The organism is Winogradskyella vidalii, from assembly GCF_013403955.1.
GTDB lineage: Bacteria > Bacteroidota > Bacteroidia > Flavobacteriales > Flavobacteriaceae > Winogradskyella > Winogradskyella vidalii.
The window spans coordinates 38,079-54,210 of sequence record NZ_JABFDG010000009.1; the positions used below are offsets into that span (position 1 = coordinate 38,079).

The 16,132-nt window shown below is 33.9% G+C and carries 16 protein-coding genes; 4 read left to right on the top strand and 12 right to left on the bottom strand.

Annotation, left to right across the window (positions count from 1 at the left end; genetic code table 11):
* Nucleotides 1-366: 366 nt before the first annotated feature.
* A complete protein-coding gene (locus HM982_RS18705) occupies nucleotides 367-582 on the top strand; it encodes a T9SS type B sorting domain-containing protein (protein ID WP_179354630.1) in 216 nt (71 codons plus the stop codon).
* Here HM982_RS18705 and HM982_RS16845 read toward each other — a convergent pair.
* Both HM982_RS16845 and gcvP read right to left on the bottom strand, forming a co-directional pair.
* Entirely contained in the window at nucleotides 566-1,624 is a 1,059-nt protein-coding gene (locus HM982_RS16845; protein ID WP_179354501.1) for a 3-oxoacyl-ACP synthase III family protein, read from the bottom strand. The two genes, HM982_RS18705 and HM982_RS16845, sit on opposite strands and share 17 nt — an antisense overlap.
* A 170-nt stretch (nucleotides 1,625-1,794) precedes the next feature.
* The gene (gene gcvP / locus HM982_RS16850; protein WP_179354502.1) at nucleotides 1,795-4,644 is read right to left on the bottom strand and encodes an aminomethyl-transferring glycine dehydrogenase; all 2,850 of its coding nucleotides are present in this window, start codon (nucleotides 4,642-4,644) and stop codon (nucleotides 1,795-1,797) included.
* A 122-nt stretch (nucleotides 4,645-4,766) separates the two neighbouring features.
* Here gcvP and HM982_RS16855 point away from each other — a divergent pair, with 122 nt between their 5' ends.
* Entirely contained in the window at nucleotides 4,767-5,603 is an 837-nt protein-coding gene (locus tag HM982_RS16855; RefSeq protein WP_179354503.1) for a UbiA prenyltransferase family protein, read from the top strand.
* On the opposite strand, the gene HM982_RS16860 is transcribed toward HM982_RS16855, so the two are convergent.
* The 10 genes from HM982_RS16860 to HM982_RS16905 all read right to left on the bottom strand — a co-directional run bounded on the left by HM982_RS16860 (nucleotide 5,580) and on the right by HM982_RS16905 (nucleotide 13,731).
* The gene (locus HM982_RS16860) at nucleotides 5,580-5,843 is read right to left on the bottom strand and encodes a hypothetical protein (protein ID WP_179354504.1); all 264 of its coding nucleotides are present in this window, start codon (nucleotides 5,841-5,843) and stop codon (nucleotides 5,580-5,582) included. The genes HM982_RS16855 and HM982_RS16860 overlap by 24 nt on opposite strands.
* A 30-nt stretch (nucleotides 5,844-5,873) precedes the next feature.
* The gene (locus HM982_RS16865; protein WP_179354505.1) at nucleotides 5,874-6,431 is read right to left on the bottom strand and encodes a sigma-70 family RNA polymerase sigma factor; all 558 of its coding nucleotides are present in this window, start codon (nucleotides 6,429-6,431) and stop codon (nucleotides 5,874-5,876) included.
* 79 nt (nucleotides 6,432-6,510) lie between these two features.
* Complete coding sequence (locus tag HM982_RS16870; protein ID WP_179354506.1) at nucleotides 6,511-7,404, bottom strand: TIGR01777 family oxidoreductase; 894 nt, start codon at nucleotides 7,402-7,404, stop codon at nucleotides 6,511-6,513.
* A gap of 2 nt (nucleotides 7,405-7,406) precedes the next feature.
* Nucleotides 7,407-7,793 carry a hypothetical protein gene (locus HM982_RS16875; protein WP_179354507.1) on the bottom strand — a complete coding sequence of 129 codons (387 nt, stop codon included), beginning with the start codon at nucleotides 7,791-7,793 and terminating at the stop codon, nucleotides 7,407-7,409.
* 3 nt (nucleotides 7,794-7,796) lie between these two features.
* Complete coding sequence (locus tag HM982_RS16880; protein WP_179354508.1) at nucleotides 7,797-8,096, bottom strand: hypothetical protein; 300 nt, start codon at nucleotides 8,094-8,096, stop codon at nucleotides 7,797-7,799.
* Nucleotides 8,097-8,317: 221 nt separating this feature from the next.
* Nucleotides 8,318-8,821 (bottom strand): GbsR/MarR family transcriptional regulator, encoded by a 504-nt coding sequence (locus HM982_RS16885; protein ID WP_179354509.1) that lies wholly within the window; start codon nucleotides 8,819-8,821, stop codon nucleotides 8,318-8,320.
* Between the two features lie 46 nt (nucleotides 8,822-8,867).
* Nucleotides 8,868-9,665 (bottom strand): hypothetical protein, encoded by a 798-nt coding sequence (locus HM982_RS16890; protein WP_179354510.1) that lies wholly within the window; start codon nucleotides 9,663-9,665, stop codon nucleotides 8,868-8,870.
* Between the two features lie 12 nt (nucleotides 9,666-9,677).
* Nucleotides 9,678-11,708, bottom strand: a complete 2,031-nt coding sequence (locus tag HM982_RS16895; RefSeq protein ID WP_179354511.1) for a M3 family metallopeptidase — start codon at nucleotides 11,706-11,708, stop codon at nucleotides 9,678-9,680.
* A gap of 171 nt (nucleotides 11,709-11,879) precedes the next feature.
* The gene (gene purE / locus HM982_RS16900; RefSeq protein ID WP_179354512.1) at nucleotides 11,880-12,359 is read right to left on the bottom strand and encodes a 5-(carboxyamino)imidazole ribonucleotide mutase; all 480 of its coding nucleotides are present in this window, start codon (nucleotides 12,357-12,359) and stop codon (nucleotides 11,880-11,882) included.
* A gap of 217 nt (nucleotides 12,360-12,576) precedes the next feature.
* On the bottom strand, nucleotides 12,577-13,731 hold the full coding sequence (locus HM982_RS16905; protein ID WP_179354513.1) for a 5-(carboxyamino)imidazole ribonucleotide synthase: 1,155 nt from the start codon (nucleotides 13,729-13,731) through the stop codon (nucleotides 12,577-12,579).
* A 155-nt stretch (nucleotides 13,732-13,886) separates the two neighbouring features.
* On the opposite strand from HM982_RS16905, the gene HM982_RS16910 reads away from it, so the two are divergent.
* Both HM982_RS16910 and obgE read left to right on the top strand, forming a co-directional pair.
* The gene (locus tag HM982_RS16910; RefSeq protein ID WP_179354514.1) at nucleotides 13,887-14,996 is read left to right on the top strand and encodes an adenylate kinase; all 1,110 of its coding nucleotides are present in this window, start codon (nucleotides 13,887-13,889) and stop codon (nucleotides 14,994-14,996) included.
* Between the two features lie 136 nt (nucleotides 14,997-15,132).
* On the top strand, nucleotides 15,133-16,131 hold the full coding sequence (gene obgE / locus HM982_RS16915; protein WP_179354515.1) for a GTPase ObgE: 999 nt from the start codon (nucleotides 15,133-15,135) through the stop codon (nucleotides 16,129-16,131).
* The last annotated feature ends 1 nt before the right edge of the window (nucleotide 16,132 follow it).

The following is a 16,132-nucleotide window of genomic DNA, read 5'->3' on the forward strand; positions in this document are numbered from 1 at the left end:
TTGGGAGAAATCAAGATTGAGATTAGTTCCATAAATCCAACAATTTGTAATGCTTCAGTGGTGAGATTATTATATCTGGACTCAAGATTAATGTTGATTATATAATTAATTACAATAGAGATGCGGTTGCGAGTTCAATACCACAAACGTCTAATAATTTAAGTAAAATACGAATTGAAAATCTAACTACCGGAAGTTATACTGATATATCCATAGAGGAAGTTTCAAGTGGTTGTATTTTAGAATTTCAATTAGTCACTTTAGATTGTGAAAGTAATAATCAGAAATGTTTTACTGTTAAACCCTTTTTTACACTTAATGGTGATGGCGTTAATGATTTTTGGTTTTTAGAGCCTTTAAGTCAGAATCCTATTTTGTAGCTATAAACTTTACTTATTTGATAGGTATGGAAAACTTATAACAGTATTAACAAATACCAATAGTCATTGGGATGGTAGCTACAATGGAGTAACAATGCCGAGTAATGACTATTGGTATGTTGTCTATTATAATAATAGAGATAGAGATTTAACATTTAATCTCATTTTCTCTCAAGCATTAAAATCTAATGTTGATAAATAATAGCATTAATATTCATACCAGCTCCGACACTTGCAAACATAATAACATCACCTTTATTAATTTTTTGATGCTCTAATTGGCCATTTAAAATAATGTCAAATAACGTAGGTACAGTTGCTACACTAGAATTACCAAGCATATTAATAGTCATAGGCATGATACCATCTGGCATAGGCAATTTATGAAGTTTATAGAAGCGTTTTACAATGGCTTCATCCATTTTTTCATTGGCCTGATGAATCAATATTTTTTTGACATCATTTATAGATTTCCCACTTTTTTCTAAACAAGTTTTTAAAGCTTGTGGAACATTAGTGAGTGCAAATTCGTAAATTTTTCGACCAAACATCTTTATGTATTTACGTGGCGCTTCATTTTCTTTGTCATTAGTTTTTCCAAAGAAGATATAATGCGCTTCATCATAAGAAAAGGTTGCCGATTCATGTGCTAAAATACCACCTTCACTATCACTCGCTTCTATAATAGCAGCACCAGCACCATCACCATAAATCATCGAATCTCTGTCATGTGGGTCTATCACACGAGATAGGGTTTCACTACCAATAACTAAACACCTTTTTGCAAGACCAGAAGTTATAAATGCTTTGGCTTGTATAACGCCTTCTATCCATCCTGGGCAACCGAAAAGCAAATCGTAACCAACGCATTTTGGGTTTTTAATTTTGAGTAAATGTTTTACTCTAGAAGCCATGCTTGGTACGGTATCACTTTGTTCAGAATTATGCATGATGTCACCATAATTATGAGCAACAATAATATAATCTATAGTTTCTCTATCTATTTTAGCATTATCAATTGCTTTTTCAGCTGCAAAAGAAGCGATATCAGAGTTTAATAAATCTTCGGTAACATACCGTCGTTCTTTTATGCCTGTAATTGCTTTGAATTTCTCTACAATAACTTCATTAGGACTGTTAATTGAAGACCCATCTGCATTTAAGAATCGATGGTTGTAAAAGGCTTCATTTTTTTCAATATTACTTGGTATATAACTTCCTGTTCCTGTTATTCTAATCGCCATAGTTCTTTGTTTTCATTGTTGCGAAGCTAATTCATATTAAAGAATTTTTGAACGTTTTTAAGTATAAAAAATAAACGTTTTAAAAAATTTCAGTAGTAAGAATTTATACTATAAAAGTACTAAAAAAAGCATTCATAATGAATGCTTTTTTTTATTAGTTTTTTTAAGATTTATGCTTCTAAATAATCTTCGATTGGTGCACAACTGCACATTAAATTTCGATCGCCAAAAGCATCGTCGACACGTCTAACAGTTGGCCAGAATTTATTACCTCTAACAAATTCTAATGGAAATGCAGCTGTTGCTCTGGTGTATGGTAATGACCATTCATCTGAGGTTAGCATATCTAAGGTGTGAGGCGCATTTTTTAAGACGTTATTTTGGTCGTCTTTTGATACCGAATCAATTTCTTTTCTAATAGAAATCATAGCATCACAAAAACGATCCATCTCTGCTTTACTTTCACTTTCTGTTGGTTCAATCATCATCGTTCCAGCAACAGGGAAAGAAACCGTTGGCGAATGAAACCCATAATCCATTAATCGTTTAGCGATGTCTGTAACTTCAATACCATTAGCTTTAAAATCACGACAATCAATAATCATTTCGTGAGCTGCTCTTCCCATTTCACCGGAGTATAAGGTTGGATACGATCCTTTTAAACGCTCTTTAATGTAATTAGCGTTCAAAATGGCTACTTCAGTGGCTTTTTTCAAGCCTTTATAACCTAGCATTTTGATGTAACCATAAGAAATAAGACAAACTAATGAGGATCCAAATGGAGCGCCAGAGATTGCAGAAATGGCTTGATGACCACCTGTTTTTATAATTGGGTTTCCTGGTAAAAATGGAACCAGTTGTTTTGCAACACAAATAGGACCTACACCAGGACCACCACCACCATGTGGAATAGCAAATGTTTTATGAAGGTTTAAGTGACAAACATCAGCACCAATATTTCCAGGATTAGTTAATCCTACTTGGGCATTCATATTGGCACCATCCATATAAACTTGGCCGCCATTATCGTGTATAAGTTGTGTGATCTCTTTAATAGCAGATTCGTAAACACCGTGCGTAGATGGGTAAGTTACCATCAATGCAGAAAGATTGTCTTTATGTAATTCTGCTTTTGCTTTTAAATCTTCAACATCGATATTTCCGTTGTCTGATGCTTTGGTGACTACAACTTTCATACCAGCCATAACAGCACTAGCAGGATTGGTGCCATGTGCAGAAGATGGAATTAAACAAATATTTCTATGGTGATCACCACGAGATTCGTGATAAGCTTTTATAACCATTAAACCCGCAAACTCACCTTGTGCACCAGAATTTGGTTGAAGCGATGTTGCGGCAAATCCGGTGATTTCTGATAGTTGATTTTCTAAAGCATTCAGCATAGATTTATAACCTTGCGCTTGATCTGTAGGAACAAATGGGTGCATGCTTCCCCAACTTGGCCAACTTAATGGTAACATTTCAGAAGCTGCATTTAATTTCATGGTACAAGAACCAAGCGAAATCATAGAATGGTTAAGGGCTAAATCTTTTCGTTCTAAACGCTTAATGTAGCGCATTAATTCGGTTTCAGAATGGTATGAATTAAAGACCTCGTAGCTTAAAAAATCAGACTGGCGTTTTAGATGGTCTGGAATTGTTTTTACATGTGCTATTGATTCAATTTTTTCAGTGGTTTGTCCAACAACAGTTTCAAAAATTGAAATAATTTCATTTAAATCACCAATTGTGGTCGTTTCATTTATAGAAATTGTAACCGTATTGGTATCTGGATAATGAAAGTTAATCTCGTTCTTTTCAGCTTCAAGTTTTACTTTATAAGCATCTGCTTTTATTTGAAGCGTATCAAAATAATGCGAATTCACTTGCTCTAAACCTAATTTCTCTAAAGCATTAGCTAGAGTAGAGGTTGAGTTTTTTACTTTATCAGCAATAAAAGTTAAACCTTTTGGCCCATGATAAACAGCATACATTCCTGCCATAACCGCTAAAAGTACTTGTGCTGTACAGATATTAGACGTTGCTTTAGCACGCTTAATGTGTTGTTCTCGTGTTTGTAAAGCCATACGTAAGGCTCTGTTGCCATTGGCATCTTTTGTAATCCCAATGATTCTTCCAGGAACATCACGCTTATAGGCTTCTTTTGTTGCAAAGTAAGCGGCATGAGGACCACCGTAACCCATCGGAATTCCGAAACGTTGCGTGGTACCAATAACGACATCTGCACCAAATTTACCAGGAGCTTCAAGTTTAACTAAACTTAAAATATCCGCTGCAACAGCAACTTTAATATTTTTAGCGTTTGCTTGTTCTATAAATGATTTTATATCTGTAATCTGTCCGTTTTTACCAGGATATTGTAATAAAGCACCAAAATACTCATCAGAAAGATTGTATTCTGCTTCATTTCCTATGACCAACTCAATACCAATTGGTGTTGCTCTTGTTTCTAATAAATCAATAGTTTGTGGTAAAACCATATCTGAAACAAAAAACTTATTGACATTGGCTTTCTTCTGAGCGCGTTCTCTAACGGCAAATAATAAGGCCATAGCTTCAGCAGCAGCAGTACTTTCGTCTAAAAGTGAAGCGTTTGCTATTTCCATACCTGTTAAGTCAATAATCATGGTTTGGAAATTCAATAAAGCTTCTAATCGTCCTTGTGCAATTTCTGCTTGGTAAGGCGTGTAAGCGGTGTACCAACCTGGATTTTCTAATACATTACGCTGAATTACTGCAGGTAAATTTGTTGGGTAGTAACCTAAACCAATATAGGTTTTATATACTTTATTGAGTTGCGATAATTTATTGATATGCGTAAGGTATTCCTGTTCGCTTAAAGCAGCATCGAGATTTAAGTCGTTTTCTAAGCGTATATTATCAGGAAGAGTTTCAGTAATTAATTGTGCCATACTCTCAACACCAATAGTGTCTAGCATTGTTTTTTGGTCGTCTGAGTTTGGGCCAATATGTCTGAGTGCAAATGAAGTTGTGTCCATTAAAAAGGGATAATTTATTAATTCTGCAAAAGTAATGATTTACCCTTGTCTTTTTTAAGGAACCTACCGCAAAGTTTTTAACCGAAACTTTAGGTTATTAACACATTGCTTACTTTTGTCTAATGCAAGCATTACAACGCTTTTTTAATTTTTACTTAAACAGTAGCATCCATGTTGCTTTGGCTGCTGTTTCATTGGTTTGGATAACACTTATAGAACGGGGTTTAGAAAGGGATATGTCTTTGATGTTTTTTGTGTTTTTTGCCACGGTAACAGGCTACAACTTTGTAAAGTTTTTTGGAGTGGCTAAATTTCATCATCGGAGTTTAGCGGGATGGTTAAAAGTGATACAAGTGTTCTCGTTATTGGCATTTTTAACCATGTGTTATTTTGTTTTTTATCTTGAAGTTGAAAGCTTAATTTTAATTGGAATACTTGGAGTGGTGACTTTTTTTTATGCTATTCCGGTGATGATTCCTAAGCGTTATTTGTTTGATGATTATAAAAACTTACGGCAAATAGGCGGTATTAAAGTTTATGTGATTGCTTTGATTTGGATGTTTGTAAGTGTTTTTTTGCCCGTAGTAAATCAAAAGGAGCCTATTGGTTTAGATCTTATAATTTTAGGACTACAGCGATTTTGTTTTGTGCTTGTTTTAATGCTACCGTTCGAGATAAGAGATTTGAATTATGACAGTTTAAAACTGGCTACAATTCCGCAAAAAATAGGCATAAAAAAAACCAAGATTTTTGGTGGTTTACTTTTATTGGTGTTTCTGGTATTGAATTATTTTAAAGGAGATTTAAAATCAGAAATAGTATTATCTTCAATAATAATTGCTTTTATTACGTTGTTGTTATTAGTGTTTTCAAATAAAGCGCAATCGAAATATTATAGTGCATTTTGGGTGGAAAGTTTACCTCTAACCTGGCTCTTACTTCTGTTGTTGCTTGGCTAACGCGTCATCGAGTTGTTTTTGAAGTTGGTTGCGCTCTTGAGATTTTAAGCACTTAACTTCTGATTTTTGAATTACCTCTGATAATTTTGTGTTTTTAGTTGAATAATTTTTAGATATACGACAATAAAAAAGGCGTAAACCTAATTTTGCACGCTCCCAAGTTGAAGCTTCGCCATATTGTGCTTTATCACATATATGTTTAGCTTCATCACAACTAATAAATAAAAAACTTTTTTTCATTTCTAATGTTCCGTAAAACGGGATTCCATTTTAATTAAACCAATTTTTTTCCATGCATTCAGCTAATGCTGTTCGTGCTCTATGTATAATAACCCATAAGTTAGACGGAGTAATATCTAATTCTTTACAAATAGTTTCAGTATCATAACCTAAAATGGTTTTCATCTTAAAAACATCGGCTTGTTTTTCGGGTAATTTTGCTAAACAATCATAGATGGCATCCCCTAACTCTGTATTTACTAAAGTGTCTTCAGCTGTTTTATCAAAAGTATCAGCGACACGCTCTTCTAACCAATCACCTTCCTCATCTTCGCTGTTGAGGTAACCCATTTTTACTTCAGCTTTACCTTTATTGGAGTTTATTTTCCGGTAGTGATCAATGATTTTACGCTTTAAAATTGAAATAAGCCACGTACGCTCACTAGCTTCACCCTTAAAATTTGCCATAGATTTTAAGCCTGCTAAAAAGGTCTCAGAAATTAAATCTTGAGCCACTACACGATCATTCACACGTGTTATGGTGTAATTGAAGAGGTAATCTGAATACTGTTTTACCCAATTATTAGGGTTGATTTGATGCTTAGGCATTTATTGATTTGGTTACTAAGTCAAAAATAAGTTAAAAAGTTGAGAATATATTTAGTTATACAAGATTACTTATAGCTAGTTATACAAGATTACTTATAGCGTGCTTTAGAGTTTGATGTTCATATGTGAAGCCGTAATCAGTCAATTTTTTAGGAATTACGTTTCTACTTTTTAAAACTAGCTCGGGTTCTTTGCCTATAAGTTTAGCACCAAATTTGATGAGCCATTTAGTTTGTCGTATGCCGAAAGGAACTTTTAGTGCTTTTCTAAGTGTTGCCATTAATTGCACATTGGTGGTTGGTTTGGGTGAAACAATGTTATAAACACCTTTAAGTTTTTTTTCAATTAAAAAATGAATAGCTCTTGCAAAATCCGTTTCATGAATCCAGCTTACCTTTTGTTTACCATGCCACTGTTTTCCTCCTAATCCTAAATTAGCTAATTGCTTTAAAGGAATTAAGGCAACGCCATTTTTTCCTAATACAATAGAAGTTCTTAAGATTATTTTTCTAGTGTTTGGTGTTTGTATAGTATTAAAAGCAGCTTCCCATGATTTGGCAATATTCATTGAAAAGTCGTTGCCAATTTCTCCACTTTCTTCTGTCATTTGCTTATGGTAGGAATCTTTATATATCGTAGAAGTAGACATATTAAGCCCTACTTTTGGCGGGCTCTTGCTTTTCTGAATCGCTTTGCCTAGTAGGTTAGTTGAATCTATACGAGAATCATGAATCCGTTTTTTATTAGCTTCGGTATATCTGCAATCTACAGATTTGCCTGTAAGATTAATGAGTGCATCTGCATCTTCAATTATTTTGCTCCATTGGTCTAGATCTTTTGCATTCCAATAAATATGATTTGGTTTAGTGGGATGACGGGTTAAGATTTTAATGTCATAATCTTCTTTTGAGAAATAATTTTCTAAAACTTGGCCTAAGAAGCCAGTGCCACCTGCTATGATTATCGTTGTCATGGTTAAGATGCTTTAGTGGTTGTAAATACTTGTTTCGATTTCCGTCTTCCTCTAAAAAATAAGTATAGATTTAAGAACAACATTACTCCTAAATAGATGGTGAATCCGCCAATTTTTTTACTCAGTATTTCCATTAGGGTTTGGTAGCTTATAGTTGTGTATGCGCTAGAGTAAATTTTCATGATATACAATGCGAATCCAATATTTATAAGGTAGAATCCAATTTCGAATAATTTATTAGTCGCTAATGCTATTTCTTCTTTGCCTTTAAAAATATCAATCATAAATAATCTTCCGTTTTTAAATAGCATTTTAGAAATGCAAATTGTTAGCAGAATAACGATTGGTAAATAAATGATGTAGCCGATAATGATTTTTGAATTTTCCATAATTTATTGATTTAGAAGTTTTTGTTTGTGAATGTATTTTAAAATTAAAATGTTATTATAGTGCATTATTGCTAGGGCTAAAATGATTCTTCCTAAGGTTAGGCTTAAAGAGTTAATAATATCTGTTACGCTTTCTAAATGTTCCCAATAAGCAATTGTTAAAATGGCGTAGCCGATATTTAATAAGTAATAACCAATTAATAAGAGTTTATTGATGCTGGTGACTAAGGGTTGATTTTGTTGAAATAAATTGAGTAAAAAGACCTCACCATTTTTATAAAATAGCCAGCCGACCTTTAGCATAATGAAACTAATTATAGGTAGATATATTAGATATGTTATGGTGTTGTAAGTCATCTTTTATCTCTGAAATTTAGTTCTTTTTGTTAGTTTTAAACTTTCAGAAAAAATTGAAAGTTTGGTTTAAAAAAATATAAATTTATTTTTTGTGTTCTTGCGTATTAATTTTCAATTGTCTCACGAAGCATCGGTTTAATAATCTTTAATTAAATTTTTAGTTCCGGCTATTTCATCAGTTTCATAACTGATTTTGTTAACCAATTTTGTTTCTGATTTACCATTTTGTTCATCAAGGTATCTAAATCTTGCGTCAGTAGATTTAAAGCTTTAGTTTGCTTTATAAGCTCTTTTGTTTTTTCTGTGCCATCATCTTCGATAGAAGAGACATCTTCTAAAACTTTTATGACAGGTCTTATTTCTCTTCTGCTTCGTTCTTTGGCTATAATACGAGCTAATTCTTGTACATCTTTTTCCGTAGTAAAGAATTCTTTGCGTTCGCCAGACACTAAAACTTTAGTGACAATTGCCCAATCCATTAACTGTCTTAAATTCATACTTGTATTACCACGAGATATTTTAAGCTCCTCCATAATCTCCTCCATAGATAAGGGTTTGGTAGAAATAAAAAGCAAAGCTTGTATTTGTGCCATGGCTTTGTTGATACCCCAAAGTGAGCCCAAACTTCCCCAAGTACTAATAAATTTTTCTTTTGCTTCTTGATATTCCATATGCAAATATATAATAATTTTTAAACTTTCAATAACTATTGAAAGTTTATTTTATTTGATAATGAATATGGTCGTCGTGTCTTACAGCTTGGCAACCGGTAAATCTAATTTTAGATTGTTCATGTAATCCCAATGATTGTATGAGATGAGGTTCAATAAATAGTTTTTCTGTTGTTGGGATGGATAAAAGTTGTTCGATTAATAATCTCGTGTTTTTAGTATCGAGTTTTAAACTATTAATAGTACCAAGCGTAAGATATTTAGTAAAATCATATTGCCAATACCCTTTTTTTAAACAGGTTTCGGATGTGTAATTATGACTGGAATTAGCATATATGCCATAACCAGATACAGATGGTTTTTTGTGAGTAGAATTGCCATCTTTATTTAAATACATCAACGATATATCTATCTTTTTTCCATCATTATGACTTAAGTGCGGTAGCAAAGGAAAACCATTTATAAAAGGAAAGTTGGCATCTAAATAGGTGATGATAATTCCTGATGGAGCTAAAGCATGCGCCGAGTTTTCTAATTCGATTTTTAATTCTGGATGTACGTAATTTCTAAACGCTAATGGGTAAAACCAATTATGAGGTTTTAAATTTTCTTTAAATGTTGGTAGTCTTTCGCGTCCTAAATAAGCTGCAATAGGCGGAATTATAACTAAATTAAAGAGGAGATAAAGTAAAGGGAAAACAATGCGCTTTCCCTTTTTTATTTTATATGAAATAATAATAGCAAGCAACCAGATTAATCCGCCAACTTGAGTGATTGCAGTTAAAACTGAAATTATTAAAAGGTGTCCAATAAGTTTTAATAATTTTAAAAGTACTGAACCCATAAGCTTCTAGTTTTACTTCAATAAACCTGCGCGTCTTAGTAACGCTTCAGGTTGTGGTTCTTGTCCTCTAAACTTTTTATATAAAATCATTGGGTTTTCAGTACCCCCTTGCGATAACACAAAGGTTTTAAATTTGTCTGCAACGGTTTTATTAAAAATTCCTTCTTCTTTAAAGTATTCAAATGCATCGGCATCTAATACTTCGGCCCATTTATAGCTATAATATCCTGAAGAATAGCCACCTTGAAAAATGTGAGAAAAAGAGGTGCTCATACAATTCTCAGCAACATCGGGATATAAACTTGTGTCTCCAAAAGCTTCAACTTCATGAGTTTTTACATCTTTAATATTAGAAGGGTCAACACCATGCCAGGACATGTCTAATAGGCCAAAACTTAATTGACGTAGTGTTTGCATCCCTTCGTGAAATGTAGCAGAAGCTTTAATTTTTTCAATCAATTCCATAGGGATCACTTCGCCAGTTTCATAATGCGTAGCAAAAAGCTCTAAAGCTTCTTTTTCGAAACACCAGTTTTCTAACACCTGACTTGGTAATTCTACAAAGTCCCAATACACACTTGTTCCCGATAAACTAGGGTAGGTGGTGTTGGCTAACATGCCGTGAAGAGCGTGACCAAACTCATGAAATAAGGTGGTGACTTCATTAAACGTTAATAAAGATGGTTTGCTTTTTGTGGGTTTTGTAAAATTACAAACGATAGAAATATGAGGCCTTTCATTGATGCCGTCTTTTATCATTTGTGGTTTGTAAACGGTCATCCATGCACCATTTCGTTTTCCTGCTCTAGGGAAAAAGTCAGCATAGAATATAGATACTAATTCACCTTCGGCATCAGTTACTTTATAAGTTAAAACCTCCTCGTGATATTTGTCGATAGTATCAATTTCTTCAAATTGCAACCCGAATAATTTCTCGGCAACTGTAAAAGCGCCGTTAATAACGTTTTCAAGCTTAAAATAAGGTTTTAATTGCTCATCGTCTAAATCGAATAATTTCTGCTTCAATTTTTCAGAATAATACCCCGAATCCCACTTTTGGAGTTGTTTAATGCCATCTAAATCTTTAGCAAAATCTTCAAGTTTATCAAATTCTTCTTTAGCTGCCGGTTTTGCTTTTTCTAATAATTCATTTAAGAAAGACGTCACTTTTTCTGGCGTTTCTGCCATGCGTTCTTCTAACACAAAATGGGCATGCGTTTTATAGCCTAAAAGTTGCGCGCGATCAAATCTTAATTTAGCAATTTTTAAAACAATTGCTTGGTTGTCTAAGTCGTTATTCTGAAATCCTTTTCTACCAAACGCTTTAGAGAGTTCTTCTCTTAAGGCTCTATTATCCGCGTAAGTCATAAACGGAATATAGCTTGGGTAATCTAAAGTAATCAGCCAGCCGTCTTTGTTTTTACTTTCTGCTAATTGTTTAGCAGCTTCTTTAGCGCCTTCTGGCAACCCTGAAAGGTCGTCTTCATTGGTGAGGTGCATTTCAAAAGCATTAGTTTCAGCTAAAACATGCTCGCCAAACTTTAACTTTAATTGACTTAATTCTTTATCAATAGCGCGTAATTTTTCCTTTTTGTCATTTGGTAAATTGGCACCATTTCTTGAGAATCCTTTATATTTTTTTTCTAGAAGCGTTTCTTGTTCAGTGGTTAACTCTAAGTCAGATTTAGAATCGTAAACGGCCTTTACACGTTTAAATAATGCCTCGTTTAATGTAATATCATTACTTAATTCTGAAAGCATAGGAGAAACGTCTTGAGCGATTTTCTGAATCTCATCATTAGTTTCAGCAGAATTTAAATTAAAGAAGATACTAGAAATACGGTCTAATTCTTCACCAGAATAGTCTAGTGCTTCAATCGTGTTTTTAAAAGTAGGAGATTCGTTATTTGCTGTTATAGTGTCAATTTCAGCTTTGGCTTTCTCAATTGCTGCTTTAAAAGCAGGCATATAATCGGCATTATTTAAGCTTGAAAAAGGTGCTGTGTTATAAGTTGTGTTGAACGTTTTATTTAAAATGGTCATTAATTGTAGTTTTTAAATTAATCGTTTGATTATCTTAATTTTAACTTTTGTTTGTGATAGTCTAAACTGAGATTAGCTGTATATTTGCAGCCTTAAAATTTTACATGGTAAAACATGTAAATTTAAGTTGATTAATAGCTAGAAAGCCTTGACGTAAGTTGAGGCTTTTTTTTAAAGATTTTTAGCAGATTCGATAACCTTAGTTTTTAGGCCTTCTTTGTAAACCATTATTTTGTCTAAAACACATTGGTCTGCGCTACCTAAAATCTGAGCCGCTAAAATTCCTGCGTTTTTTGCGCCATTTAAAGCTACAGTTGCTACCGGAACTCCGCCAGGCATTTGTAAAATAGACAATACTGAGTCCCAGCCATCTATAGAATTGCTACTTTTAACAGGAACCCCAATAACTGGTAAAGGCGACATTGATGCTACCATTCCAGGTAAATGTGCTGCGCCTCCTGCACCTGCAATAATAACTTTAATGTCCTTTTTGTGGGCGTTTTTGCTGAACTCAAATAGTTTCTCAGGTGTTCTGTGTGCAGAAACAATATCGACTTCAATTTCAATATCAAATCCGTTTAAAATATCTATAGCGTCTTGCATTACTGGCATGTCGCTTTTGCTTCCCATGATGATGGCTACTTTACTCATATTGATATGAATTCTTTTTGTTTTTTAATATGTTTAATTTTTAAATGTCCTAGACTTTAGAATATTTTTACTATTCTTGAATAAAACACGTTTAATTGGCTTTTTAAGCTGTTAACTAATATTAAGTAAAAAATTATGAACCTTGCTTCTAACCCAAGAGACTTTAATAAATGTCACTACAGTTCCTTTCTACTATAGAACGAGAACTTGCATTAACTCATTCACTAATAACTTCGATAGTTTCTTTTACTTTCTCTGCAATCTTCCGAGCCACAGCAATGTCTTTATTTACTATGGTTACATGACCCATTTTTCTGAAGGGTCTGGTTTGTTTTTTACCATAAATGTGCGGTGTTACGCCATCCATAGCTAGGATGTTTTCAATGTTTTTATAGACCACATTACCTGTGTGATTTTCAGCACCAACAAGGTTAACCATTACGCCAGCAACTTTACTTTCGGTGTTGCCAAGTGGTAAACCTAAAACACATCTTATTTGCTGCTCAAACTGAGAGGTGTAACTTGCTTCAATACTATAATGGCCAGAGTTATGAGTTCTTGGGGCCACTTCGTTAACTAATATCTCATCGTTTTCAGTTTGAAACATTTCAACAGCTAATAAGCCAACATGTTCAAAAGCTGCAGCAGTTTTTAAGGCAACGGCTTCTGCTTTTTTAGCAATCTCATCCGGAATTCGTGCAGGACAAATTACATATTCTACTTGGTTGGCTTCAGGATGAAACTCCATCTCTACCACAGGATATGTCTTTAAATCGCCTTTTTCGTTTCGGGCGACAATCACAGCTAATTCATTTTTAAACGGAATCAGTTTTTCGGTGATGCATTCTACATTTGGTAAGTCTTCTAAATCAGATACCTTTCTTACCACTTTAACACCTGTGCCATCGTAGCCAAATCGTGTGCTTTTCCAAACAAAAGGGTAGCTTAATCCTCCATTGTCAACAGCTTCATCAATTTCTGAGGTGTATGCAAATCTTGAAAATTCAGCAGTGGGAATATTTTGGTCACGATAAAATAATTTCTGAGTCGCTTTATTTTGAATGATTCGTAGTGTTTTAGAAGAAGGGAATACTTTTACGCCTTCCTTTTCTAAAGTTTCTAAAGCATCAACATTAATGTTTTCAATTTCAAAAGTTAGCACATCAACTTTTTTTCCAAAGTCAACAACGGTTTGGTAATCTAACAAGTCACCCACGGTAAATTCATCACAAGCTAATCGCGATGGTGCTTCTGCACTGGGATCTATAACACAAGTGTAAATATCAAATTTACGAGTGTTATATAATAACATTTTGCCAAGTTGGCCTCCACCAAGAATGCCGAGCTTAAAACTGGAAGAAAAATAGTTCATGTTTACGTTCCACAAAAGTGGAAATCTTTTAAAAGATTCAACTTAATTTCTAGCAAAAATAAGCTAAAAATGAGACATACTTCTAAATTCGTAATTCAAAAATCCCTTAAACAGCATACAAATATGTATCTTTGCCACTCTAAAATAATAAGAACATGATTAAGCTTCATGATTTATACTTTAAACCCTTTATTTCAGAACGCGAAATAGATGCCGCCATACAAAAAATGGTCGATGGTGTTGTTGCTGATTTAGGTGACGAAGTACCGGTTTTTATTGGGATTTTGAATGGGTCATTTATGATAGTGAGTGATTTTGTGAAGAAATATCCAAAATCATGTGAGGTAACCTTTATCAAATTGGCTTCTTATGAAGGCGTGAAATCTACGGAGGATATTCAACGTTTAATTGGATTAACCCAAGATCTTACCGGTAGAACGGTTGTTATTTTAGAAGATATTATCGATTCTGGGAATACATTAGAAGAAGTACATCGTATTTTTGAAAATGAAAATGTAAAACAGTTGCTCATTGCAACCTTGTTTTACAAGCCCGAAGCTTATAATAAAGACTTTAAACTCCATTACGTTGGTATAGAAATTCCTAATAAATTTATTGTAGGCTACGGCTTAGATTATAACGGATTAGGAAGAGATTTACCAGAAGTATATCAATTAAAAACCACTCAACACATGACAAACATAGTGCTATTTGGCCCTCCAGGTGCAGGAAAAGGAACACAAGCTAATTTCTTAAAGGAAAAATACGATTTAATTCACATCTCTACAGGTGACGTTTTTAGGTTTAATATTAAAAACGAAACCGCTTTAGGTATGTTAGCCAAGTCTTATATGGACAAAGGCGAATTGGTTCCTGATCAAGTCACTATTGATATGTTGAATAAGGAAGTTGAAAAAAACGCAGATGCTAAAGGGTTTATTTTTGACGGTTTTCCAAGAACTAATGCACAAGCAAAAGCATTAGACGAATTAATGGATAGTAAAGATTCTCAGATTGATGCCATGGTTGCTCTAGAAGTTGATGATGAGGTTTTAGTAAAACGTTTATTAGAACGTGGCAAAACGAGCGGAAGAGCAGATGATGCTGATGAAAGTATTATTAGAAACCGTATTAAAGAATATTATAGCAAAACAGCGATTCTTAAAGATTACTACGCTACACAAGATAAATACTTTGGTGTTGATGGTGTTGGTAGTATTGAAGACATTACGGTGCGTTTGAGTGCAGTAATTGATAAGCTCTAAATTTCTGCGTCCACATGTGGCCATAACTTTTCGGAGTCTTAAAGCAGAAATTTAATAAAATTTAAGTTAAACATTTTGAAATTCGGAATAATTTGAATTTCAATTAATAAGATTTCCACTTTTGTGGGAAATAAATATGACAGAAGGCAATTTCGTTGATTATGTAAAAATGCACGTTTCTTCAGGAAATGGAGGAAAAGGTTCTACGCATTTACATCGCGAAAAATATATCGCTAAAGGCGGACCAGATGGTGGCGATGGAGGTCGTGGTGGCCATGTGATTTTACGAGGGAACTCTAATCTTTGGACCTTAATTCATTTAAAGTTTAAACGCCACATTAGAGCAGGCCATGGTGCACATGGAAGTTCTGGTAGAAGTACAGGAGCTGATGGTGAAGATATGTATGTAGAAGTACCTTTAGGCACTGTAGTTCGGGATTCTGAAACCAATAAGATTCTATTTGAAATTACTGAAGACGGCGAAGAAAAAATTGTTGCCGAAGGTGGTATGGGTGGCCGTGGAAACTGGCATTTTAAAAGTTCAGTAAATCAAACCCCACGCTATGCACAACCAGGTATCCCATTAGAAGAATTAGATATTACTTTAGAACTTAAAGTCTTAGCTGATGTTGGTTTGGTAGGATTCCCAAATGCGGGTAAATCGACTTTACTGTCTGTTTTAACGTCTGCAAAACCTAAAATTGCAGATTATGAGTTTACCACTTTAAAACCTAATTTAGGGATTGTTGAGCATCGTGACTACCAGTCGTTTGTTATGGCAGATATTCCTGGTATTATTGAAGGTGCTGCAGAAGGCAAAGGTTTAGGCTATTACTTTTTAAGGCATATTGAACGAAACTCAATTCTCTTATTTTTAATTCCTGCAGATGCTAAAGATATCGTTGAGCAATACGAAATCTTAGAAGATGAATTAAGACGTTACAATCCCGAGATGTTGGATAAGGAACGTTTTGTTTGTATCTCTAAATCTGATATGCTAGATGATGAATTAAAATCTGAGATGTCTAAAATTCTCGATAAAGATTTAAACGCGAATTACTTATTTATATCTTCTGTAGCCCAACAAGGCTTAACAGAATTAAAGGATAAACTTTGGAAGATGTTGAATGATTAAA

Coding starts and splice junctions, on each gene's coding strand:
- HM982_RS16870 (WP_179354506.1), bottom strand. CDS start 7,404: ATGACAACGATAATCATAGCAGGTGGCACTGGCTTCTTAGGCCAAGTT.
- HM982_RS16905 (WP_179354513.1), bottom strand. CDS start 13,731: ATGAACTATTTTTCTTCCAGTTTTAAGCTCGGCATTCTTGGTGGAGGC.
- gcvP (WP_179354502.1), bottom strand. CDS start 4,644: ATGGACACAACTTCATTTGCACTCAGACATATTGGCCCAAACTCAGAC.
- HM982_RS16890 (WP_179354510.1), bottom strand. CDS start 9,665: ATGGGTTCAGTACTTTTAAAATTATTAAAACTTATTGGACACCTTTTA.
- HM982_RS16885 (WP_179354509.1), bottom strand. CDS start 8,821: ATGGAATATCAAGAAGCAAAAGAAAAATTTATTAGTACTTGGGGAAGT.
- HM982_RS16865 (WP_179354505.1), bottom strand. CDS start 6,431: ATGCCTAAGCATCAAATCAACCCTAATAATTGGGTAAAACAGTATTCA.
- HM982_RS16855 (WP_179354503.1), top strand. CDS start 4,767: ATGCAAGCATTACAACGCTTTTTTAATTTTTACTTAAACAGTAGCATC.
- HM982_RS16860 (WP_179354504.1), bottom strand. CDS start 5,843: ATGAAAAAAAGTTTTTTATTTATTAGTTGTGATGAAGCTAAACATATA.
- HM982_RS16895 (WP_179354511.1), bottom strand. CDS start 11,708: ATGACCATTTTAAATAAAACGTTCAACACAACTTATAACACAGCACCT.
- obgE (WP_179354515.1), top strand. CDS start 15,133: ATGACAGAAGGCAATTTCGTTGATTATGTAAAAATGCACGTTTCTTCA.
- HM982_RS16910 (WP_179354514.1), top strand. CDS start 13,887: ATGATTAAGCTTCATGATTTATACTTTAAACCCTTTATTTCAGAACGC.
- HM982_RS16880 (WP_179354508.1), bottom strand. CDS start 8,096: ATGCTAAAGGTCGGCTGGCTATTTTATAAAAATGGTGAGGTCTTTTTA.
- purE (WP_179354512.1), bottom strand. CDS start 12,359: ATGAGTAAAGTAGCCATCATCATGGGAAGCAAAAGCGACATGCCAGTA.
- HM982_RS16875 (WP_179354507.1), bottom strand. CDS start 7,793: ATGGAAAATTCAAAAATCATTATCGGCTACATCATTTATTTACCAATC.
- HM982_RS16845 (WP_179354501.1), bottom strand. CDS start 1,624: ATGGCGATTAGAATAACAGGAACAGGAAGTTATATACCAAGTAATATT.